Raw genomic sequence first — 24,565 nt, 5'->3', positions numbered from 1 at the left:
CAATATTTGCCTTTACACCGCCGTCGTGTTTTAAATTTACATAAATTTTAATAAGGAATATAGAGGTCTGCCAGACCTCTTACAGGTGGAGGTAATTATATAAAAAAAATGTAACAATTGTCCATTTTTCAGAAATTTGTTACATCGGGCTAAGTTCTTTAAATATTAAGTAAACTTTAATTTCATAGGCAATTTAATAAATATAAATGGTTGAGTTTTTAATCTTATAATTAAAATCTTCGGTCATCCGTAGTGCATCAAGGGCCTGGTTTATACTTTCTTTTTCAAATACACCGCTAAAGCGATATCGCTTTAACGCCTCATTTTTGAATTTGATGTCTACGCCATACCATCTTTCCATCCGATCTGCCAGAGTAGTAAAGTTTTCATCCCGGAAAATGAATTTATTTTGCGTCCACGAAGTTTCAACAACAGTACTATCATCCTGCTGCAGGCGGGTAAATGTAGTAAGCACATATTGCATGCCTGAATTGGTTTCAGCCGGACTAAGTTTAGTTGCGTTTTGGCGTACGGTTTTAAATAAACCATTTTTTACAATAAGTTTTTCACTTGGTTTTAATATAATACGGTCAGAAGGCCTGTCGTCAAGTGTAACTTCTATTGTCCCCCTGATAAGCGTAGTCTCACTTTGTGGGTCATTTGGGTAGGATTTTACATTGAAAGCAGTACCCAATACCCTAATGTTCATTTTTTCTGTATGAATAATAAACGGGTGTTCGTGGTCTTTATGCACATCAAAAAAGGCCTCACCACTTAAATAAACTTCCCGGGTCTTACCTGTAAATACAGCAGGATATTTAAGTGTACTTTGTGAATTCAAGGTGATTCGTGTACCATCGGTAAGTACTATGGTTGATTTCTCCCGCTTTACGGTATTTTTATTTTGCCATACGTTTCGGGTAGCGGCGAGCGAGTTATCGTGTTGAGTAGCAAATCTGGAATAAAAAAGCCAGGAACAACCGGCAAGTAAGATAAAAGCTGCAGCCGCACGCCAAACATACAGATAAGATCTTTTTGAAATAGAAATTACGGCAGGCTCCGGTTCCTGATCTTTTATTTTTGATTTTATTTTTTGAAACGCTAAAGCATTATCCGCAAATTCGGTATCGTTACTATTCCAGTAAATGTTAAGGAACTCGAAATCGCGTCGATTTATCTCGTCGGAGTTTAAGCAATGTTGAAGCTCTTCGCTTTCTTCAGAGCTGATTTCATTGGTTAATTTTTTACTAACCAGCTCTATAAATCTATCATTGCCCATTTTTGATATTTCGGTGCTTTTTATAGGTGGACAACTATTTTTGATAAAATACCTACAAGTTTATAAAAAATAGTTGCAAAATACCAATAATCACACTTAATGCCTTGAATATATTGCTTGTATGTACTTTAGGGTTGTTCAATTTATTATAATTGTTTAGAACAACACTTAATTTTTTAACAGCCCTAAAAAGCTGTGTTTGTACGGTACGCGGTGATATATTTAAAATTTCGGCAACTTCTTTGTATTTCATTCCGTCCTCTTTAATCAGCCTGAACACGATACGGCATTGCTGAGGAAGGGCCGTAATGGCTTTATCCATTCTAAAGATCAATTCCTTGTTCTCAATTTCCCTTTGCGGGTTGTAAGTATTTACAAATTCAACGGAGTTGGTTTCTTCGATCTGTACCAGGTGGATGCTGGAGTACTTTTTAATGTGATTTAAGGATTGGTTTTTTACGGCTACAAACAGGTAGGTTTCAGGGTTTAATATTTCGGTTAAGGTTTTTCGGTTTAACCAGCATTTAACAAATACGTCAGATACAATTTCTTCCGCTATTTCCCGCTGATTAACATAAAGAATACAAAATTTAGTAAGTGAATTATTTAACAAATGAAATAAAAGCTCAAAGGCCTTTTCATCATCATTGTTGCAAATGAGTTTCCACAAGTTCAGTGTATCAACTTTTCTGTCTTTCAAAACCTGGGAGTTTTTAATTAATCACTTAAATTTAAATCTTAATATCGGTATAACAATAATAAAACATTAATTGCTAAAATGGAAATTTTATTGGCAAAGTTTTAATATTTATTAAAAAAATTTAAAAAGTGTAAGCAATACACCTATTATTGTTGTCGATTATATTAAACTCCATTTAACATGAAAAAAATCTTTACGTTTCTTGTTTTAAGCTTTTTTAGCGCATTTGTAATGGCGCAAAAACATAATGTTTCCAAACAGTACGTCGCTCCGGGTGATCCATTGGTTGACCAGAAGTTAACTGAATGGCAGGATCTTAAATTCGGGCTTTTTATGCACTGGGGAACTTATAGCCAGTGGGGCGTGGTTGAAAGTTGGAGTATTTGCCCCGAAGACGAGGGATGGACTCAACGTCGTGGCCCATATGGAGCTACATATAACGGTTATAAAACTGCTTATGAAAACCTGCAAACCACATTTAACCCTGTGAAGTTTAATCCCGAAAAATGGGTGCGGGCAGCAAAAGATGCCGGGATGAAATACGTGATATTTACAACAAAGCACCACGATGGTTTTTGCATGTTTGATACTAAAGAAACAGATTATAAAATTACCAGCGCCAAAACACCTTTTTCAACTAATCCGAGAAGTAATGTTACTAAAGAAGTATTCAACGCCTTTCGCAAGGAAAATTTCATGATAGGGGCCTATTTTTCAAAGCCTGACTGGCATACGGAGAATTATTGGTGGCCATATTTTCCACCAAAAGATCGAAATGTGAATTATGACCCTAAAAAGCATCCAGAGCGTTGGCAAAAATTTAAGGACTTTACTTATAACCAGATCAGTGAGTTGATGACCGGATATGGAAAAGTGGATATTCTGTGGCTCGATGGAGGATGGGTTCGTCCTAAAAGCAGTATCGATACCACCGTTGAATGGCAACGGGGAATACAATATGACCAGGATATCGATATGCCCAAAATTGCCGCTATGGGTAGACAAAAACAACCAGGTCTTATCGTTGTCGACCGTACGGTATCCGGTCAATATGAAAACTATACAACACCAGAGCAGGAGGTACCTGAAGTGCCGCTTGATCATCCTTGGGAAAGCTGTATCACCATGGGTAATTCCTGGAGCTACGTTCCTGGTGATCATTATAAATCGGTACAGCAAATTGTACAGCTATTAGTTAAAATAGTATCGCGTGGAGGCAACTTATTGATGAACATCGGTCCAGGCCCTGACGGCGATTGGGATCCCGTTGCTTACGAACGCCTAAAAGGTATAAGTGCCTGGATAAAAATAAATGGAGAAGGTATCTATAACTCTAAGTCGGTTGCACCATATTCAACGGGTAATATTTTTTATACAAAGGCAAAAAATGATAAAGCAATATATGCTTTTATGTTATCTGATCAGGAGAAAATAACACTGCCTGCAACTGTTTCAATCAAAGCAAGTAAGCCCAGGAAGGTAATGTTATTAGGAAGTAAACAGAATCTGAAATGGAAACAACAAAATGACGAAGTAGTGATCAGTATCCCTGTGGGTTTGCAACAAAACAGTGGTTTAAATGAGGCAGCCTGTTTTAAGCTGGAATATTAAATAATAGGATAAAAAACCACATCAAATTACCAAACAAGTATAATTCTGCGTTCATTGCAGTGTTTAATTTTGAAACCATCACCCCACCTAATAATGGAAAAAAATTGCCCGGCTATCAGATCTGTATCTTTTAAATTCCCAATAGTAACATTGTTCATATTCTATGTTATTTTTCAAAGCATTACAGTAAATGCACAAAGTAAGTATGAACTAAATGAAGGTTGGAAATGCGCCCCGATAAGTAATGTAAAAGAAGCAGGAACAGATATTTCACACACAACCTATAACACAAGTTCATGGATGCCTGCTGTTGTGCCTGGGACAGTATTAACCGGCTTGATAGCCACTCATAAAATGCCCGATCCGTTTTATGGTATGAACAATGAGCAGATCCCTGACATTTACAGAACAGGTCGTGGTTATTACACTTATTGGTTTGTAAAAGATTTTAAGGAGGCGCAGGCTATTGGAAACAATCAGGTTTACCTGAATTTCAGAGGAGTAAATTACAGCTGTGATGTGTTTTTAAATGGTCATAAATTAAATGATAAGCTACATACAGGTATGTTTTTACGCCAGTCGTACAAAATTACCAAATGGATGGCTAAAGATGGTAATAACAGGATTGCCGTTATTGTTTACCCTCCGGATGTTGTAGGTAATCCTAACGGAGGTCAGGGTGGTGATGGTACTATCGCCCGTAATGTGGGTATTCAATATACCGCGGGTTGGGATTGGATACAGCCTGTTAAAGATCGTAACACCGGTATCTGGGATAAGGTAACTATTGAAAAAACAGGCGCAGTACGCATTAAAGATCCACACATTATAACCTTGGTTTCGGGAGTAAGACAGCCGGAAGGCCCGCAGCAACCCGCTATTATTCAGGTATCTGCAGATTTGCAAAACGCCAGCAATACGCCTGTAATCGGCGAGCTAAAATATACCTTGGATGGTAACGTCGTGTCAAGAAAAGTTACCATCAAAGCCAATTCCACACAAACGGTACAATTAAATGATTATTCTTTAAAAAATCCAAAACTCTGGTGGCCCAACGGATACGGTGCGCAGCATCTTTATCCGTTGAATCTGCAGTTTATATCCGGGGTCAATAAAGTATCTGACCAGGATAATATAAAGATAGGGGTTCGACAGATCACCACGGAATGGAATGCCCGTACCGAGAGCAGGCAGATTAATATCAACGGCCAAAAAATATTTATTAAAGGCGGTAACTGGATTGTATCTGATGAGATGCTACGTTTTTCGGATGCCCGTTATGATGCTGAGGTGCGCTTTCACCGGGATATGAACCTGAACTTGATCAGGGTTTGGGGCGGTGCGTTAATTGAACGTCCTGAATTTTACGAAGCCTGTGACAGATATGGTATGCTGGTTTTTCAGGATATGTGGGGATCGGGAGATTGCAATGGTCGCTGGACCGATCCAATGAAACTAGATGATCAATGGACACGCCGTAAATACCCTGATGATCACAGCTTGTATCTTAAATCTATTGAAGATCAGGTAAAGTTGGTGCGAAATTATCCTTCATTAGCTATTTGGTGCGGGGGCAATGAGATAACCCCACCTGAGGATATGCTGATAGCTTTGCGGGATAGCATTATGCCAAAGTTGGATAACACCCGTTGGTTTATCCCTTATTCCAATTCTGAAGAAATGTCACGCAACGTTCTGGGCGGTAATGGTGATGGACCTTACGGTATTCAGCCCTTATCAACTTTTTGGGCACATAAAACTTACCCCTTTAACTCCGAAGTTGGTTCGGTGGGTGTAAGTGATTATGAATCGCTCAAACGATTTATTCCAGCTAAAAATATGGTGTTGCCAGAGTATGATGAGGCTACCGGGAAAACTAAAACCGACTCTGTTTGGGATTATCATAAATATATTGGTTATGACGGCTTTATTGATAAATATGGCAAACCAAAAGATGTAGAAGACTTTGCTACTAAAGCCCAATTAGTCAATTATGATCAATATCGTGGTCTGATGGAAGGCTTCAGTTCTCACATGTGGGAATGGTACACTGGTACTATTATATGGAAAACTCAAAATCCGTGGACAGCCATGCGTGGTCAGATGTACGATTATTACCTTGACCCCAACGCTTGTTTGTACGGCTTACACAACGGAAGTGAGCCCCTGCACATTATGTATGACCCCACTGATGGTATGGTGATGGTGGCCAACAATACTTTTAAAAGCTACACCAATATGATGCTGGTAGCTAAAAGTTATGATATGGCTGGCAAAGAAAAGATGCTTACCCAGGTTTTTTCTGATGTGACACCAACCACGGTTAAACGTTATTTATCGCTAAAAGGAGAAATGAATAAATTAGCCAAAGATAAGGGAGCTTTCCTTTGCCTGCAGTTATTAGATAAAGATAAAAAGATACTCAGCGAAAATATTTACTGGATGCCTGATGGAAACGGAAACTACTCTGGGTTACAAAACATGCCCAAAGGAAATTTAAATGCTTCAGCTAAATACCTAAGTACGGATAAAATACAAGTAACCTTAACCAATACAGGTAATGGCCCGCTGGCATTTTTTAATAGATTATCATTAACGGATGCGGATACTAAACAACGGATATTGCCCGCTTTTTACAGCGACAATTATATTACCGTTCTACCGAGTGAGGAAAAGAAAGTGATCATTGATTATAAAAATTCCGCCAAAAAGAACCTTACCGTAACTATAGGCGGATGGAATGTAGTTGAACGAACAATATCTATCGACAAATAACAAAAAGAAAAAATGAAAACCATTTCAAAATATTTGTCGGCAGCGGCGTTAATGCTTACTTGTACTGCTGCTGTGAGCGCTCAGGAAACAGCCGCCCGGTTTCCGTTGATACCTTACCCAACGCATTTGGTTGCCGGTAAAGGTGCTTTTGTTATCAATAGTAAAACTAGTATTGTAGCCGCTAAACAATTTACTAATGAGGCTAATCAACTTGATCAATTATTACTAAAAGGTTTAGGCCTAAAATTGCCGATAGTAAAAGGCAACAAATCTGGTGCTATTAATTTAGTTTATGATGCTTCGTTAACCGCGCCTGAAGCCTATAAACTAACCATCAATAAACAACAGGTGACCATTGCCGCAAAAGACCCAGCTGGTATATTTCATGGCATTGAGACCATTCGTCAGTTGTTACCAGTTTCTCTCGAAAAGGGCAAAGTAAGTAAAACTTTACTGTTACCGGTCGCAACTATTCAGGATGAGCCGGCTTATGCCTGGCGCGGAATGCATCTGGATGTTTCCCGGCATTTTTTCTCGGTAACCTATTTAAAAAAGTTTATCGACAGGATGGCGCTTTACAAAATGAACAAACTTCATCTGCATTTGACTGATGATCAGGGCTGGCGTATCGAAATAAAAAAATATCCAAAACTAACGGAAGAAGGCGCCTGGCGTACTTTTAACAACCAGGATTCGGCTTGTATCAAAAAAGCTAAGGATAATCCTGACTTTGTTATAGACAAAGAACATATTGTTCAACGTGAGGGTAAAACCATGTATGGTGGCTTTTACACCCAACAGGAAATGAAGGGTATAGTGGCCTATGCTGCTGCCCGGCATATCGACATCATCCCCGAAATTGATATGCCCGGTCATATGATGGCCGCTATTAATTCCTATCCTTTTTTAACCTGTAATGGCGAAAATTCATGGGGTAAATTGTTTACCAAACCTATTTGCCCTGGATTAGAGTCGACTTATGAATTTGCTCAAAATGTGTTCAGTGAGATCATGGATATTTTCCCGTCACAATATATCCATATTGGTGGAGACGAAGTTGATCGTACCGATTGGGGTAAATCTGCTGATTGTAAAGCTTTAATGGAACGTGAGGGGATCAAAGATCTGCCTGCTTTGCAAAGCTACTTTATCAATCGCATGGAGAAATTCTTTAACTCCAAGGGTCGTAAGCTGATCGGCTGGGATGAGATTATCGAAGGTGGTATCAGTCCAACAGCTATCATTATGTACTGGCGCACCTGGGTGCCTGATGCTCCGGTAAAAGCGGTAAAAAACGGTAACACCGTGATCATGACCCCTGGGGAGCCTTTATATTTTGACAATCAGCCCGATCAATATTCGATTGATAAGGTATACCATTTTAACCCTATCCCTAAGGTTTTAAATGCCGGGGAAGCCAAATCTATCATAGGTGCGCAAGCTAATATCTGGACAGAAATGATACCCTCAGAAAAAAGGGCAGATTATATGTATATGCCGCGCCTCACTGCCCTTGCCGAAATGCTCTGGACAAATCAACCTGGTAAATATGATTCTTATCTGAAACGCCTGGTGAAACAGTATAGCCGTATGGATGCTATGAATATTAATTATCGCTTACCCGACCTTCCCGGACTATTAAACAATTATGTATTTACCGATGAAGGGAGCTTAAGCATCAACAAACCATTACCTTCCTTGATTATCCGTTATACAACTGATGGCTCTTTGCCTGACATAAAATCGCGGGAATTGCCATCAGCATTAAGTATAACTAATAACGAATTGGTTAGAGTTGCCGCTTTTACAGCAAATGGCACACGCGGCGATGTTTATAATTTAAACTATACCAAGCAGTATATGCTTGGCCCTGTAAAAGTCAGGAGCACAAAACCTGGCTTAGACTGTAAATATTACAAAGCTTACTTCAAACAAACATCCCTGATGAAAAAAGCCAGGGTGGATAGCACTTTTACAACTACTGCCATCGAGGTGCCCTCAACGGTAAAGGCTCCATCATTTGGCATCGCTTATAAAGGATACATAGATATACCTGCCGATGGTATTTATAGTTTTTATTTAACCGCCGATGATGGTGCCGTATTAAAAATTGGCCCAACGATGGTGGTTGATAACGACGGTAATCACTCTGCACAAGAAAGAAGCGGACAGATAGCCTTAAAAATGGGTTTACACCCGTTTGCGCTTGATTTTATTGAAGGAGGAGGTGGGTTTACCCTTAAACTCCAATATAGTGTAAATGGTTCGCCCCGGCAGGATATCCCTGCCGAATGGTTTAAAAATTAAATATCAGCAATGAAAAAGATTATTCTGTTCGTATTACTGTTTGTCTTTAGCACCCGTAGCTTTAGTCAGGCACCTCCAAAGCCTTTCGGACCTTTACCAACCCAGGGGCAACTCGACTGGCAGGAAATGGGGATGTATTGTATCATTCACTATGGTTTGGATACTTATACCAACAAGGAGTGGGGTTACGGTGACGAAGACCCTAAATTGCTTAATCCATCTCAGTTTAGTGCCATGCAGATAGTTGCTGCGGCCAAAGCAGGTGGATTTAAAGGTGTTGTCGTGGTAGCAAAACACCATGATGGTTTTTGCCTTTGGCCAACCAAAACAACAGAACACAATATTTCACAAAGCCCATACAAAAATGGAAAAGGTGACATACTGCAAGAATATCGTGAGGCCTGTGATAAATTGGGCATGAAATTAGGTGTTTATTGTTCGCCTTGGGACAGGAATAACCCCAACTACGGTACACCAGAATATTTAAAAATATACCAGGAACAATTACGGGAACTATACACACATTATGGCCCACTGTTCATTTCCTGGCATGACGGCGCCAATGGTGGCGATGGCTATTACGGCGGCAAACGCGAGATCCGCAAGATCGACCGCTCAACTTATTACGATTGGAAAAACACCTGGGGCATCACCCGTAAATTACAACCCAATGCTGTGATATTCGGCGATGTGGGCCCTGATGTACGCTGGGTAGGTAATGAAGAAGGCCATGCCGGTGAAACCTGCTGGGCCACTTACACCCCACATGCTCCGGACGAAGGCAAAGAACCAGGTAATGGATACGTAAAAGACTATGAAGGTACTGAAGGCACCCGCGATGGTAAATACTGGATGCCCGCTGAATGTGATGTATCGTTAAGACCCGGATGGTTTTACCACAAAACACAGGATGGTGGAGTGAAATCACCTTACACTTTATTGGATCTCTATTACAAAAGCGTTGGTCGTGGTGCCGCGCTTGATCTGGGTTTATCGCCCGATCCGCGGGGGATTGTTAATGAGATAGATGTAAAATCGCTCACAGAGTTTGGTCAATTGTTAAAGCAAACTTTTGCCGTAAACCTGGCAAAAGGAGCAACGCTTACAGCAAGTAATACACGCGGTGGAAATAAGATTAAATACGGTCCACAGTTTTTATTGGATAATGACCGGTACACCTATTGGGCTACGGATGATAAAGTAAGTACACCTCAATTAACTATTAATCTGCATACTCCTAAAATATTTAATGTGATCAGGTTACGTGAAAATATCAAATTAGGGCAGCGCATCGATTCGCTCGCTGTTGACGCGTATACCAATGGAAAATGGCGGCAAATAGCTTCGGCGACCAGTATTGGGGGTAACCGCCTTATCCGCTTAACTCAAAACATTACTGCAACTAAACTAAGGTTACGCATTACCGGCTCACAGGCTGCCGTAGCTTTGAGTGATTTTGGTATTTATAAAGAGCCTGTTCATTTAACCGCTCCAAAGATCAGCCGTAATAAAAGCGGTGAGATAAGCATTACTACCGAAGCTCCTGTAAATTCTATTCACTATACATTAAACGGACAGGAACCGACTTTAAAGTCACCATTATATAAAGGTTCATTTACTGCAACTGATGATGCGGTGATAAAAGCACGTAGTTTTGAAGGAAAAGATCAGCAAAGTGAAACGGCTTTTGTTTCATTAGGATATGCTAAAACCACCTGGAAGGTGATTGATGCAAGTAATAACAATCATGCTGAAAATGCTATTGACGAAAATAGCCATTCTCTTTACAGCACTTTAAAACAGGAAAGCGCATCATTCCCTCAGCAGATAAGTGTTGATCTGGGCAGCGTTAAAGAAATTAAGGCCTTTGGGTATTTGCCACGCCAGGATAAACAATTTGATGGAATAGTAGATAGCTATGTATTCTATATTAGCAACGATGGCAAGGAATGGCAAAAAGTGGCTGAGGGCGAATTTTCTAATATTAAAGCAAGTTTGATTGAGCAGCCGGTTATTTTAAAACAGCCGGTTAAAGCCAGATATTTTAAATTTGAGGCATCGCATGTAATTTCAGGAAATGGTATTACAATTGCCGAATTAAGCGTTTATTAATAAACAATTAAGTATTGGGTTTATGTTTGTATCGAATTATAAGCCATAATACTATTTCTATACAATCATTCAATGAAAAAACAAATCTGTTTGGCCGGGTTGCTGGCATTGTTTAGTTCAAGTGCTTTTAGTCAGGCGCATAAAACCGCTGTAGCAAATAAACCAGGTAGTTTAACCCAATATGTCGATCCATATATTGGTACGGGGTTCCACGGGCACGTTTTTGTTGGTGCCAGTGTCCCTTTTGGTGCGGTACAGTTAGGGCCAACCAATATATCCGAAGGCTGGGACTGGTGCTCGGGCTACCATATATCAGATTCAACCATTATCGGTTTTCAGCACACCCATTTGAGTGGTACCGGTATAGGCGATCTGGGCGATATTTCCTTTATGCCAACTACAGGGCCTATCAAAGTAACCAAAGGCAGTATAAAAGATCTGCAGAGTGGATATACTTCATTGTTTAGTCATCAGGATGAGGTAGTAAAGCCAGGTTATTATAAAGTTAAGCTAAAACGTTATAGTATAGGTGTAGAACTCACAGCAAGCACCAGAGTTGGTATGCATAAATATACCTTCCCGGCTACAAAAGATGCACATATTGTGATCGATCTGAAAGAGGGCATTGGTTGGGACAGACCGATGGAAACTTATATTAAACAGGTTGACAAAAATACCATTGTTGGTTATCGTTTTTCAAAAGGTTGGGCTGTTGATCAGCGCATTTACTTTACCGCTGTATTCTCCAAACCTATCCAAACATTCGCGGTATATGATAGTACCTCAAGCGTTGCCGGGACTGAACTAAAAGGGACTAAAGTTAAGGGAGTGATCAGCTTTAACACAACTAAAGGCGAAGTTGTTTACGCAAAAGTAGGTATATCGCCGGTAAGTGCCGAAAACGCGATGCTGAACATAAAAACCGAAATACCTGGTTGGGATTTTAATAAGGTAGTTGTCGACGCTGATAAAGCTTGGAATACCCAACTTCAAAAGATCACCATTAAAGCCGATTCATTATCACAGCTTAAAAAATTCTATACCGCTTTTTATCATACCATGATAGCCCCATCCATATTTAATGATGTGAACGGCGAATATTGGGGAACAGATAAAGAAGTACATAAAAATCAGGGATTCAATAACGTAACCACGTTCTCTTTATGGGATACTTACAGGGCTAATAACCCATTATCGACTATTATACATCCGAAGCATACCAATGATATGATCAACTCCATGCTGGCTATTTACCAGCAGCAGGGTAGTTTACCCGTATGGCATTTAATGGCCAACGAGACCAATTGTATGGTAGGTTACAGCGCTGTACCCGTTGTGGCTGATGCTTTGTTAAAAGGTTTTAAGGGTTTTGACGCTAACCTGGCGTACGAGGCTATGAAAACGACCGCCATGCAGGATGCCCGTGGTATCAAATTTGTAAAAAGCCTGGGTTATATCCCTGCCGATAGTACTGCAGAGTCGGTTTCAATGGGTATGGAATATGCTATTGACGATTGGTGTATTGCACAGGTAGCCAAAAAGTTAGGTAAACAAGCAGATTATGATTATTTCAACAAACGCGGTCAGTATTATAAAAACTATTATGATCCTAAGGCAGGCTTTATGCGTGGCCGTTTGTCAGAAAACTCATGGCGTACACCCTACAGTCCATTCATTTCTATCCATGAACATGGCGATTTTACTGAAGGCAATGGATGGCAGTATACTTTCCTGGTACCTCAGGACGTAGAAGGCTTGATCAATCTTTTAGGCGGCGAAGCAAAATTCAACACCAAACTCGACTCGTTGTTTATAGCAAAGGGCGATATGGGTAAATTTAAATCGCCCGATGTATCTGGTCTGATCGGTCAATATGCCCATGGCAATGAGCCAAGTCACCCGATGAGTTATTTTTATGATTACTCCGGACAACCCTGGAAAACTGCCGAAAAAGTAAGGTATATCCTGAATGATTTTTATACTGATAAGCCTGACGGCATTATTGGTAATGAAGATGTTGGTCAGATGTCGGCTTGGTATGTGTTATCGGCGCTTGGTTTTTACTCAGCCAATCCAGCAAACGGACTGTATGTTTTCGGTAGCCCTGTTATTAATGAAGCTACTCTGAAATTGCAAGGCAACAAAACTTTCCATATCGTAGTAAAAAACAACGGCCCGCAAAACAAGTATATCAATGCTATGCTGTTAAATGGCAAGGTTTACAACAAGACTTATTTTGCACACAAGGACATTATTAATGGCGGTGAACTGGTAATTACTATGGGCAATAAACCAGGAACTGTTTGGGGCATAGGTGATGTTAATAAAGCGGTATCGGTGCTGAAATAAGAAACATATAACCCAACAATGTCATTGCGAGGAGGAACGACGATGCAATCTCTTTAGGACAATTCGCAGACTTTGCATTATAGAATTGCATACGGAGATTGCCACGCTGTCGCTCGCAATGACATATTTTTTTATTTCAGGTATTGGTACATTACTTTTTAGCCTGATAAAATTGGTTGAAAAATATACTCAATCCATACTTTGTGGCTTTCCATTTCTGATCAAGATCTGCAGGGGCAGGACCGGGGCTTTGGGCAAAGTTACCAGTGATGATATCCAGATCACCATCGCCATCAACATCCGCGGCTTCAAGCGTTAAGGTTTTAATAGGTACTTCGCTCTTTTGCGTGTATGATTTAAAGGTGAACTTATTCGGATCTGTATTCTCCAGGTACACAAATGATTCGTCAACCAGTTTTCCAAACTCTGGAAAGAATGCTGTGGCGGCAAAATCAATATCACCATCTTTGTCAAAATCTTCGGCCAGTACTTTGGTAACACCATAAATCGGGTAAAAGAATTTCTCCTGAAATACGCTGTTTCCTTGATTGATATTGATGCGAATACCGTGATAGGCTTTCAGAATATTGGAGTAATCAGCGTTGTCGCCATGAACAGTTACAATATCAATAAGGCCATCGTGATTATAATCAACCAAAACCATATCGGTTGTGCCATAGTTAGGTGGGAAACGCAAAACCCGCTTGGCCTTAAATTTCAATTTATCTTTTTGATAAAAGATCCATACACTTTCATCCCCCTGCGAAAATAGGACTACAATATCCTTTTTGCCATCACCATCCATGTCCTTGATGTAGCATTTAATGGCACCAGCCAAGGGCATTAATACATCTTCCGCATATTTTCCTGATCTGTCTTTTTTGAATAGTGAAAGTGAACCGACTTTATTGCCGAAATTACAAACTACTATTTCAGGCACCCCATCATTATCCAGATCTTCTATTTCGGTATGAACCGGTCGATGTAGGGCAGTAATTATGGTTGAGCTTATACTATCCTTCAATTGTGAATATGATCCTGTGCTGAGCTCCGTAGGGTATAATTTGCCTATCTCTGTAAAATAGGTATCGCCTTTATAAAAGTTAAAATCAACTACCGGACTATTGCTGTTGATAACTCGGGTCACGCCCTTACCATATTGCCAGTTATATACCTTTTGATAAAAATCGCTTATCCATAAGGTATTGGTTGATGTGTTGTATTCCAATCCCGTGATCATTGAGGGTGTCTTTTCTGATATTTGAATATCCTGACGTTCAAATTGCTTTAACGGACTGTTTCGTGTTAGCCTTTTTTCATCCAGTGATATACTATCAGGGGCATTAATGAGTATGTAGTTTATAATTTTACTAAATTCCTCATTAGTTAAAATAGGTTCATCGGGAATGATATGGTTCTTTTTTACAATTTCCCGTTCCTCATCACTTAATCCTCTTAATGGGTCATAGTTTGGATAGATAATCCCCATGCGGCTGGCCATAATAGGCAGTACGTGGTTTTGCCAAATCTCCTTAGTTAAACTGGCCGGATCGGGAGCCATATGGCAGTTGGTACAATATCTCTCAAAAAGCATTTTGCCATCATCATTACGTGGCAGATCTCTTTTAGTAGTAAAGGAATTGAGGCAAATAAGAGCAGTTAAAACAAAAAGTCCGGTTAAAATAAACGCTCTTATATTCATATGAATTAATTTTGCCGGGTAATTTTTGCAGCTTTTATTTTCTCAATAACCTTGGCTGCAACCAGCCGGCCTTGTTTGTTACCAAAAACTATAGCATCCTTAAAATGAATGCCCCCATAAAACCGGGATATTGAGGCTTCTTCGGCGGCTTCATAGAAAGATTTAAAGCTGCGCGGGCCAACACCATAGGGGACTTCAGAATCATCTGTATAAGCAAATTTATCACCTAACAGATAAGTTAAAATTCCTGCCGATGCGTTGGAAAGTACCGCGTGACCACTTGGGTATTCGGGGAAAGGTGGGGTTTGCAAATAGGGTGTCCAGGTGATGTCGATATACTTGTTGATATAAGTTTCTGGTCTGATCCCATTGCTGCGGTATTTCTCGTCCCAGCAGCTAATAAAGGCATCCATGAGGGTCACCGCCTCAAGCGTAAGTACAGTTACTGAACGATCAAAGCTTAATCCCGCTTTTTTTGTTACAATACCAGCGATGTTCATCCAGTGCCCCCCCGGACTGATCTTCTTAAACCCGATCATCATATGGCCAGAAGTGGTTACGGCAAAAGGATTACAATCCCAGAAATTAGCAATAGCGACCTGCTCCAACGGGGGATTTTTGGAAACTTTGTAAACATCATAAGCCTGCTTATAAAATTCGCCCGTACTGTCTGTACTGAAAGGTGTAGGCCTTACCGGTACAAACTCGTTAGATGAGTCGATAAGCATGGGCCTGATGGTTTTCCAGTTGGGCTCTACGGCTTCCATATAAGTTGGTGGAGTAGGGTACCAGTTTTTGCCGCCTTTGATAGGGGTGTACCTCAGCCTGCCACTTAATTTATTATAATTATCACCTTTAGAGTATTTGATCACCTTGGCGGTCATCTCTGTAGCTGCCACGATGGATTGTTTGATGATATCATCATCTATTTTATTGTCTTTTAACAGTTTAATGTATTTATCTTCATTATCCTGAAGCATAAAACCCGAGGGGAGCATTTGTTTACCGGTTTCGAGCATGCAGTATATGGCTGCTATCTGGTAATTGTATTTGCCTTTTTCAACGCTGAGCTGATTATCATCCTTATAGGTTTTTACAAAATCAGTAAGCGGGATGATCTCTTTGTTATTTAAAGCTGTAAGATTATAAGCACCCAGCATTACGTAATTATAATAACGGGCGGCTGCGGGTGGGTTCACTACATCATGTATCATTACTGCCGATATGGCCTTGATGGTATTATCCAGTTGTAAATAATCAGGCAAAGATTTTTTATTCTTTTGTGCATACGATAAAGTTGAACAGCACAGTACCAGTAAAAAATGGGATATACTCTTGATCATTAGTTTTCTTTATAAAATTGTAATGGTTGACCAGATACACCTATCAAGATGTATTTTGAGTCATTTATTTTTGTTTCTACCGCTGATTTTACGTCCCCGGTAACCGATAACCCTGACGATAGTTGTGTTTGATATTGGAAACTCCCTTTGCCGTCGCCGGTTAAAAGGTAGCCATAACTGGCATCAAAACTCCCCAGTTTTAAGCGGTTATCAGAATGATTGCCTAACAATAGGAGATCGATTTTACCATCGTGATTAAAGTCGGCAGTGATTATTTGAGTTACCATAGAAAATTGCGCCTCCATCGGGAGTGGTACTTTAACGAATTTGCCATTCCTATTCAAAAAACAGCTGGTTTGTACCTCATTGGCAGTGAGTTTAGTAGCTTTAGCCAGATCATCCAGGCTAAAAACATCCTTCATCGTGGCATCACAGTAAGCTTTGTATGAGTTGAATTTTTTACGCATAGGGTATATTTGCTCATTTAATTCATCGCGACTTACAAATGGATAACTTACTCCCTGAATATAAAAGTTAAAGAAAGGATCAATAGAACCGTTACCATCAAAATCGGCATAATACATTTCGGCAGGTTCGGTAGTTGTGGCATGTATTTGTGTATTGGTGCCCAGGTTTCCCGCTATAATATCTGGTTTGCCATCACCATCTATATCGGTAACGGTCAAAGTATTCCAAAAGCCATTTTCCTGATGATCGAAGTATTTGGTAGTTTCATCCACAAAACCGTTTGGTGTATTGGTGTAAACCATGATAGGCATAAACTCACCACAAATGATCAGGTCTTTACGGCCATCACCGTTTAAATCGACCCATTGAGCATCTTTTACCATGCCACAAGCAGCAAACGGGACATCCGTGATGGTAAAGCGTCCGTCACCAGCATTGGTTAAGAGGTAGCTTTTAGGAGTTACCGGGTACTGGCCCGGGATAATATTAGCACCCACAAAAAGGTCGATCTTGCCATCGTTATTATAATCACAAGGGCGGATGCATGATTTACTATCGGCATTAAGCTGGGGCAGGGAAGTGGTTGACAAAGTGAAATTGCCTTTGCGGTCATTAAAATATAGTTTATCCTGCAAGTCGGGTGTGTTGGGTTCTAATAACGAATAGCCACCTTTTGCCACATACAGATCTGGAAAACCATCGCCATTAGCATCAAAAAATACAGCTGCTGAAGTGTTTTCATGATTCAGATCTGATACCTCATTAGCTGTAAATGTACCACCAGGTTTTTGGATATATATTTTGCCCGGTGTATTTTGATCACCACCGACAAACAGATCTTCAAGCCCATCTTTATTTACATCGCCCTTAGCGATAACCGGACCTGTTTTAGAGCTCATAAAAAGCATGAGCAGCTGACGTTTAAAGTCGTTTATGGTAGTTTCGGTATGTTTATAATCAATAATTGGCTTGGTGAGACTTAACAGCGTTTTATTGCTTTTAATTGCTGGTTTGTAATTGGCTAAGCCCGTTTTATAAACAATATTTAAACGTTGATCAGCCTTTATGTAGGTTAATAATTGCGTGGTTTGATCGGGCCATATTATTCGGATGGAATCAACTTTATTTTGATCGCCCAGGCCAAAATTTAAAACGGTTGATACGCATGATAGGTAACCCCTGTTTGGATTAACTTCCTGGTATTGGGTTTGTTTATCATTGTAAACGTAAACTTTGGCTCCTATGGCATTTACATTAGGGCCGCTTTGTTTTAAGTTAACGGCCACATAATTCTTTTTAGAAATTTCCATAGTCATGTTTTGATAGATGGAAGCTTCGCTGTTGATATTGTTAGTAATAAGGTCGAGGTCGCCGTCATTATCCAGATCGGCATAAACTGCTCCACTTGAAATGCCTGGTTTATTGATACCCCAATCCTGTTTCTTTTCAGTAAAAGTAAGATCGTGGTTGTTTTGGAAAATATAGTTTGATAGAGTAGTAGATGGCATGGCTTTCACAAGGTCCATTAATAGGTAAGGCTCACGATCCATAGCTTTTTTAAGCTTATAATCACCCCAGTACCGTAAAAAATCTTTATTGGTATAATCCCTGAAATAACCGTTAGAGATAAAAATATCTTTATAGCCATCGTTGTCAAAGTCGGCCATGAGGGGGCACCAGCTCCAATCGGTATTGGAAATGCCTGCCAACTGGCCAATCTCACTAAAAGTGCCATCGCCATTGTTGAGCTGCAACATATTACGCATGTATTGCTTATACAGATCCTGTTGTAGCATCAACTCAAACGATTCATAGTTTTCCTGAAGCTGTAAAAGCTTTTGCCTGCGATTATCCGGGGGCAACATATCCAGGGTCATGATGTCAGGAAGACCATCATTGTTCATATCGGCAATATCCACACCCATTGAGAACTGAGATAAGTGCCTTAAACTTTGCTTGCTTTTATCGGTAAAAGTTCCGTCCCTGTTATTGATGTACATATAATCGGGCTCGTTATAATCATTGGTTACGTAAATATCCTGAAAGCCATCTTTATTGATATCAGCAATAGCTACCCCCAAGCCAAAAGTGAGTGGGTTTTGTATGATACCCGCTTTTTTTGAAACATCTACGAAATGTCCTCCCTGGTTTTCAAAAAGCTTATTGCTCGCCAATTCATCGGTTTCCTTTTTGTTCTGGGCAAACTCCAGATTGCTTATTTTTTTTACATTGTGATTAAGCAGAAACATATCCAGCTTACCATCATTGTTATAATCAAAAAACACAGCCTGAGTACTATAACCGGGATCGTCCAGATCATATTCTTTAGCTTGTTCAACAAACTTATTATTACCCTTATTGATAAATAATTGGTTGCGGCGTTTACTGTTATCGCCGAGACCTGAGTAGCATACATAAATATCCAGCAGACCATCACCATTTACATCGGCCATGGTAACGCCAGTTTTCCAATCACCTGTACGCCCGGCCATTCCCGCACCTGCTTCTTTGGTAATATCTTTAAATTTTAAATTGCCAAGGTTTAGGTAAAGCTTATTGGGGCCAAGATTGCTGGTGAAAAAGAGATCCTCTAACCCATCATTATTAATATCACCTACCGCTACTCCGCCGCCATTATATAGATACTCGTAGGATAAAACATTCAGGTGCTCGTCCTCAACCAGGTTATTTCTAAACGTGATGTTGGTTTGCTCAGGAGGTAATAGTTTAAAAAGTGGCTGCTGAGCTTTAAGTTCAGTGGGGCTATAACACAAAAGGAGTATAATACCCCATGGCTTATACAACAGCCTATTCAAGAGGAAAGTAAAAGGGAAGGAACAATACATTAATGAGCGGATTTTATTGGTGTACGGTCATTATAAAAATAAGCATTTGATATACAATTGCAGCCAATATCAATACCCCTTTTTTGTGTAAAAATTAAAAAACAAGGCTATGAACCCATAGCCTTGTTTTTTAATTACGATATAGAGGTATTATTTATCCCAGTAAACCTTTGCGGTAAAAGTATCACCACCGGTCAATCTACCAACAGCAGCGGTATAGTTGGCACCGTTGGTTGATGGTAAAGTAACCGGATAAGGTACCCTTCTTGGTATGCTTGTAGCAAACTGATTTGGATAGGTAACTGCGGTTAAAGCTGGGTAACCAGACCTTCTCCAGTTGCACCATGTTTCAATAAAGTTAAATACAGTAGCTGTTTCTACATAATATTCCATATTGATCTGCTGTAGAGCGGTTGCTGGGTTCAGCGGATGTGCCCCAACATAAGTAGCTATATCCGTTGCACTAACAGAAGTTGTACCAAATTGGCCCAACGTTAACATATCTGCATTCAATGCGTTTGCAAAATGAGTAGCTGCAACACCTGTATTCCAACCCCTTGTAGACGCTTCGGCTAATAAAAGCTCGGTTTCGCCATAGGTTAGCAGATAATTGTAGCGGTTACGATCATCATATACAGCAAATTTCGGACGAGAGTATTTACCCACAGGAGCAGGCGAGTCTTTGTCTACCGCTGGATCGGCAGGACTCGTGCCTGGGTAACCTGGCGCTTTGGAAATATCAGTTGTACCGCCGCCCAGATCATAACCATTTGGCATACCAATTTGTAGATTAGTGGTTGAAATACCAGCAACTTCATTTTCATTGGCTTTTTTTCCAGTACCAGCAGATATCTCAGCTACTGCGCTAATGCGTGGGTCACTGTTGGCTTTCATATAGTCAATCAGTGTTTTACCCCAACGTACTTCTCTAAAGTCGTCTGTTACAAGTAATGAGCCCGCATCAGCGTTTCCATTTCCATTGGTATAATCGGCTTTTACCTTAGCATTATCAGCAATGCTAGCCATAGTACCACCTGCATAAGCTTTTTCGGCGTACTTCTGTGCTGTAGCGGCATCAACTTTGGTTAAACGCATAGCGGCTCTTAACATTAATGAAAAGCCTAACTTTTTCCACTGCGCTACGTTGCCTGCATAAAACAAATCGCTGGTAGGGCCTGCTTTTGATGCATCAAGCGCTGCGGTGGCTTTATCCAGCTGATCAAGGATAGAAGTATAAATACTTTGCTGTGTGTCAAAAACAGGCGTGAACACACCCGATTTTGCCTGGCCTTCTTGCGAGAAGGGGATATCGCCATGAGTATCGGTTATACGCTCCAATATCATCATGCGCATAATGGTACCACAGTTGTCCAAGTTGTTGTATGCTGCTTTGCCTTTTATAAGGTTTTTCATCTCATCAATCAATGTTGATGCATTGTAACCGTTATTCCATAAATTGGCTTTATAGCTATCAAAACTTCCGCGGTAAATATATTTATCACCGTTACCATAATAATCATAGGTAGACGCTAAAGCCTGACTCCACATACTTTGATACAGTAACTGACCATAACCAAGATTTGAAAATGAGATTTGCGCCTGTGCCATTAAAAAATCGGGAACGATAAGATCCGAACCAACTTTAGTAGGATCCGTATTTATTTTTTCAAAGTTTTTAGTACAACCTGTAATAAGAGTGGCTCCTATAACCAGGCAACTATATATAAATCGTCTTTTCATCAGTTTATTTTTTAAGTTTAAAGTTTACATTAAACCCATAAGTCCTAACCGCAGGTACGCTGGTACCTTCAATCCCTGCATAATTGATGCCCGGAGCGAAGTTAGATTCTGGATCTATATTATCTGACCGTTTCATAATAGTCCATAAGTTTCTGGCTACCAACGATACAGTTATAGAATTGAATGGAGTAGTACCCAGTATATTCTTAGGGATCGTGTATCCAAGGGTAACCTGGCGAAGCTTAATAAAGCTACCATCCAATGCGTTTAATGCTGATACATTTTTAGCTAAATTCTGGTAGTAAGTTTCTGCGGGTACGCTTACTGTATTAGGAGTGCCTGCTTCGGTTACACCAACTCCAACAACACCACCTTCACGACCTGGTAAGGTCATTTTATTTAAACCGCGGAAGATACTATAATAGCTGGTTGCTGATAAGATCTTATTACCATAACGATAATCGATCAGGAAGCCCAGGTTGAAGTTCTTATAGTTAAAATCGTTGTTTAAACCACCATAAAACTTAGGAGTTACACTACCAACAGGGATACGACCAGTTGTTTCTGCATTACCGGTAGCATCAAATATGATATTACCTTTCGCATCGCGTTTGTAATCATTCGCCATGATCTGTGGACCTGACATGCCTACTACAAACGCTGTAGTTGCGTTTAACGGGCGGTAAGTACCTAAACCAATGTTGCCACCCGTAGCATCTGTAGATATGGTTTTGTTCTTAATGTAAGTAAAGTTAAAAGATGGCGTCCATGAAAAAGTGCTGGTTTTGAATGGCGTTCCATGTATTTCAACTTCTAAACCCCTGTTTTGTATACTTCCTGTCGGAACATAATAGGAGGTATAGCCTGCTGAATTATCAAGTGTCGCTGAAATAATTTCATTTTTAGTTTTTCTGGAGAAATAAGATACATCCAGACCAAGACGATCGTTCAGGAATTTTAATTCTGTACCAACTTCATATTCTTCTAATGTATATGGTTTTAAGAATAGGTTTGGTAAAGTTGAGCTAAAAGTAGCTGCATTTACACCATTGATAGTATTAGCTATACTATAGTATACCCTGTTACCATAAGGCGTTGCGCCGTTACTTGTTTTAGCGTATGATAAACGAAGTTTTCCGAAATCAAGCCCGTTAATGTGGGTAAGATCAGAGAAAATAAAGCTGGCAGAAACTGAAGGTGTAAAAATGCCCTTGCTCAAACTTGGGTCTATACTGCTGTAAGAGTCATAACGACCAGTGGTGCTTAATACCAGGAATTCTTTGATCGAAAAATCAGCGGTATAGTATGCCGAATTTGTTTTTTGATCACCTGGAAGATCATTACCCGGACCTCTGGTTATATTGCCACTTGTTCTGCTCGGGAAGTTTGACAGATCATAGAAGTAGGGAATAATAAAATTGCTACCATTGATAAAGGTACCTGACAGTGTGTTTTTACGAATGTTAGCACCAACCGATAAATCAAGATTTAAGAAATCCTTGATCAAATCATGTTTAGCTCCTGCTAATACGTCAGCATTAAACTCCGTAATCTGGGATGTTCTGGTATTCATGTTACCATTGCCACTCACATAAGCAGTTCCTGTTGGTTCGATATTCACACGTGAGTCATGAATGTTATCATAACCTACGCGGGCCTGGAAATAAGCCCAGGGAGTAAAGCTGTATTTAGCAGACAATGATGATATTAGACGCTCCCTGTGGGTATTGTTGATAAATTTATAAGCTGCAAAATAGGGGTTAGTTACATAAATATCATTGGTGAATGAAGTTTCATGGCCGGTTCCATCATAACCTGGAGCCAAAATACTTTGCGCTTCGTTTGGCGCCAAAAACTGAACGTTATTTGGATTGCCAGGTCCATCACTTAAGCCCGAACGGTTTTTTTCGTTATCAATGATATAGTTTGCTATAACGTTAATATCCAGGTTTTTGATTACTGTTTGTGAACCATTAAAGTTAAAGGTTTTTCTATTTAAACCACTATTAGGAGTAATCGCGTGGTTATTCATGTCAGATAACGATAAACGGAAAGCTCCGCTTTCGCCACCACCTGTTAAGGCTACTGTATTGGTAAATGTATGACCGGTTTTGTAAAATTTAGTATAGTCATCGGTGGTTGCAGAATAAGGATGTTGCTGACCATCAAACTGAATTACAGATGAGCCGTCCAATTTTGCGCCCCATGCCAAGTTGCCCGAACTTAAAGCACCGGCTACAGTGGCTGGTTTTAAACCGTTTTCCCCTTGTCCGTATACTTTTTGGAAATCGGTATTATCATAAACCTTATCCATTTGATAGTTGGTATTATATTCAACACCAAAGCCCGAGTTCTTTTTGCCCGATTTAGTGGTGATCAAAATAACACCACCGGTAGCACGGGTGCCATAGAGGGCAGATGCTGACTGGCCTTTTAGCACGGTCATAGATTCGATATCATCCGGATTGATATTGGAAATACCGTCACCATAATCCGCGCCACCCCATTCACCTGATTGGCCTCTCTGGGTATTATCCATCGGTACACCATTGATTACAAATAATGGCCCTTGGGTAGTACTTGTACTGGTTACACCACGTAATAATATACGCGCTGATGAACCTGCACCACCTGAAGCTCCACTAATACTTAAACCGGCAACTCGTCCTTCTAATGATAAGGCAACATTTGATTCCTTGGCTTTATCTAAAGCATTACCGTTAACTGTTGAAACAGAATATCCAAGTTTTTTTGATTCCTTTTTAATACCAAGTGCCGTAACTACCACCTCGTTAAGAGTGGCGTTGCTTTTCATGCTTATAGTTAATGAAGTCCTTGTCCCAACAGTAATCTCTTGTGTTGAAAATCCAATATAGCTTACAATCAAAACAGTTTTACTATCGGCATCCAAAGTAAAGTTACCATTAACATCTGTTTGAGTACCTGTTGTAGTACCTTTTACCCTGATACTTACACCTACAAGTGGCTCGCCTTTTTCATCAACTACTTTACCGCTTATTTTGGCAATGTTGGTATTGATATTAAATTTTAAGTTGTTGGTTAACTTAGGGCTGGCATGGGCCACTGTTTGCGTATTTATGAGAACTATACCTGCAAGGGCTAATTTACATAAGGGCAAAGATTTGGATATCCATGGCCTATGTACACCCATTGGGTGTTTTAAAAATTTCATATTTTACTGAATTTAAAGGGAGTTAATAGCAAGCGCCGTCGATTGCACATGCATTTATAAACATTCAAAAATCATTCTGTAGAGCAGCAATTTCCCGCCGGGTAATTGTGCTTTGGGTAGGGTTAGTAAGCGTTTTTTAC

General features: G+C 40.0%; 12 protein-coding genes. 5 read left to right on the top strand and 7 right to left on the bottom strand.

Translation table 11 applies throughout. From position 1 onward, the window contains the following. Positions 1-193: 193 nt before the first annotated feature. Positions 194-1,279, bottom strand: a complete 1,086-nt coding sequence (locus AC57BQ_RS08740) for a FecR family protein (protein WP_496405905.1) — start codon at positions 1,277-1,279, stop codon at positions 194-196. Between the two features lie 52 nt (positions 1,280-1,331). Beyond that, a complete protein-coding gene (locus tag AC57BQ_RS08735) occupies positions 1,332-1,979 on the bottom strand; it encodes an RNA polymerase sigma-70 factor (RefSeq protein WP_496405904.1) in 648 nt (215 codons plus the stop codon). A 180-nt stretch (positions 1,980-2,159) separates the two neighbouring features. Between AC57BQ_RS08735 and AC57BQ_RS08730 the strand changes: the two genes are divergently transcribed. The 5 genes from AC57BQ_RS08730 to AC57BQ_RS08710 all read left to right on the top strand — a co-directional run bounded on the left by AC57BQ_RS08730 (position 2,160) and on the right by AC57BQ_RS08710 (position 13,133). Further along, positions 2,160-3,590 (top strand): alpha-L-fucosidase, encoded by a 1,431-nt coding sequence (locus tag AC57BQ_RS08730; protein WP_496405903.1) that lies wholly within the window; start codon positions 2,160-2,162, stop codon positions 3,588-3,590. A gap of 93 nt (positions 3,591-3,683) precedes the next feature. Continuing rightward, on the top strand, positions 3,684-6,365 hold the full coding sequence (locus AC57BQ_RS08725) for a glycoside hydrolase family 2 protein (RefSeq protein WP_496405902.1): 2,682 nt from the start codon (positions 3,684-3,686) through the stop codon (positions 6,363-6,365). Between the two features lie 12 nt (positions 6,366-6,377). Beyond that, the gene (locus AC57BQ_RS08720) at positions 6,378-8,672 is read left to right on the top strand and encodes a family 20 glycosylhydrolase (protein WP_496405901.1); all 2,295 of its coding nucleotides are present in this window, start codon (positions 6,378-6,380) and stop codon (positions 8,670-8,672) included. A 9-nt stretch (positions 8,673-8,681) separates the two neighbouring features. After that, positions 8,682-10,784 (top strand): alpha-L-fucosidase, encoded by a 2,103-nt coding sequence (locus tag AC57BQ_RS08715; RefSeq protein WP_496405900.1) that lies wholly within the window; start codon positions 8,682-8,684, stop codon positions 10,782-10,784. A 72-nt stretch (positions 10,785-10,856) separates the two neighbouring features. After that, positions 10,857-13,133, top strand: coding sequence for a GH92 family glycosyl hydrolase (locus AC57BQ_RS08710; protein WP_496405899.1), 2,277 nt, complete (start codon positions 10,857-10,859; stop codon positions 13,131-13,133). 151 nt (positions 13,134-13,284) lie between these two features. On the opposite strand, the gene AC57BQ_RS08705 is transcribed toward AC57BQ_RS08710, so the two are convergent. The 5 genes from AC57BQ_RS08705 to AC57BQ_RS08685 all read right to left on the bottom strand — a co-directional run bounded on the left by AC57BQ_RS08705 (position 13,285) and on the right by AC57BQ_RS08685 (position 24,425). Beyond that, positions 13,285-14,835 carry an FG-GAP repeat domain-containing protein gene (locus AC57BQ_RS08705; protein ID WP_496405898.1) on the bottom strand — a complete coding sequence of 517 codons (1,551 nt, stop codon included), beginning with the start codon at positions 14,833-14,835 and terminating at the stop codon, positions 13,285-13,287. Between the two features lie 5 nt (positions 14,836-14,840). Further along, positions 14,841-16,178 (bottom strand): vanadium-dependent haloperoxidase, encoded by a 1,338-nt coding sequence (locus AC57BQ_RS08700; protein ID WP_496405897.1) that lies wholly within the window; start codon positions 16,176-16,178, stop codon positions 14,841-14,843. Then, positions 16,178-19,462: a VCBS repeat-containing protein gene (locus tag AC57BQ_RS08695; RefSeq protein WP_496405896.1), complete on the bottom strand. Its 3,285-nt coding sequence runs from the start codon at positions 19,460-19,462 to the stop codon at positions 16,178-16,180. The genes AC57BQ_RS08700 and AC57BQ_RS08695 overlap by 1 nt, the downstream gene beginning before the upstream one ends. 180 nt (positions 19,463-19,642) lie before the next feature. After that, on the bottom strand, positions 19,643-21,232 hold the full coding sequence (locus tag AC57BQ_RS08690; protein WP_496405895.1) for a SusD/RagB family nutrient-binding outer membrane lipoprotein: 1,590 nt from the start codon (positions 21,230-21,232) through the stop codon (positions 19,643-19,645). Between the two features lie 4 nt (positions 21,233-21,236). Then, entirely contained in the window at positions 21,237-24,425 is a 3,189-nt protein-coding gene (locus tag AC57BQ_RS08685; protein ID WP_496405894.1) for a SusC/RagA family TonB-linked outer membrane protein, read from the bottom strand. Between the last annotated feature and the right edge of the window lie 140 nt (positions 24,426-24,565).

The organism is Mucilaginibacter sp. BGA-UO-ETr-C110 (genome assembly GCF_059567985.1).
This window is presented reverse-complemented; position numbering and strand designations above follow the sequence as displayed.

What these genes read in the sequence shown, in the direction of transcription:
- AC57BQ_RS08740 (WP_496405905.1), bottom strand. Translation starts at nt 1,279, where the DNA reads ATGGGCAATGATAGATTTATAGAGCTGGTTAGTAAAAAATTAACCAAT.
- AC57BQ_RS08730 (WP_496405903.1), top strand. Translation starts at nt 2,160, where the DNA reads ATGAAAAAAATCTTTACGTTTCTTGTTTTAAGCTTTTTTAGCGCATTT.
- AC57BQ_RS08725 (WP_496405902.1), top strand. Translation starts at nt 3,684, where the DNA reads ATGGAAAAAAATTGCCCGGCTATCAGATCTGTATCTTTTAAATTCCCA.
- AC57BQ_RS08720 (WP_496405901.1), top strand. Translation starts at nt 6,378, where the DNA reads ATGAAAACCATTTCAAAATATTTGTCGGCAGCGGCGTTAATGCTTACT.
- AC57BQ_RS08715 (WP_496405900.1), top strand. Translation starts at nt 8,682, where the DNA reads ATGAAAAAGATTATTCTGTTCGTATTACTGTTTGTCTTTAGCACCCGT.
- AC57BQ_RS08710 (WP_496405899.1), top strand. Translation starts at nt 10,857, where the DNA reads ATGAAAAAACAAATCTGTTTGGCCGGGTTGCTGGCATTGTTTAGTTCA.
- AC57BQ_RS08705 (WP_496405898.1), bottom strand. Translation starts at nt 14,835, where the DNA reads ATGAATATAAGAGCGTTTATTTTAACCGGACTTTTTGTTTTAACTGCT.
- AC57BQ_RS08700 (WP_496405897.1), bottom strand. Translation starts at nt 16,178, where the DNA reads ATGATCAAGAGTATATCCCATTTTTTACTGGTACTGTGCTGTTCAACT.
- AC57BQ_RS08690 (WP_496405895.1), bottom strand. Translation starts at nt 21,232, where the DNA reads ATGAAAAGACGATTTATATATAGTTGCCTGGTTATAGGAGCCACTCTT.
- AC57BQ_RS08685 (WP_496405894.1), bottom strand. Translation starts at nt 24,425, where the DNA reads ATGAAATTTTTAAAACACCCAATGGGTGTACATAGGCCATGGATATCC.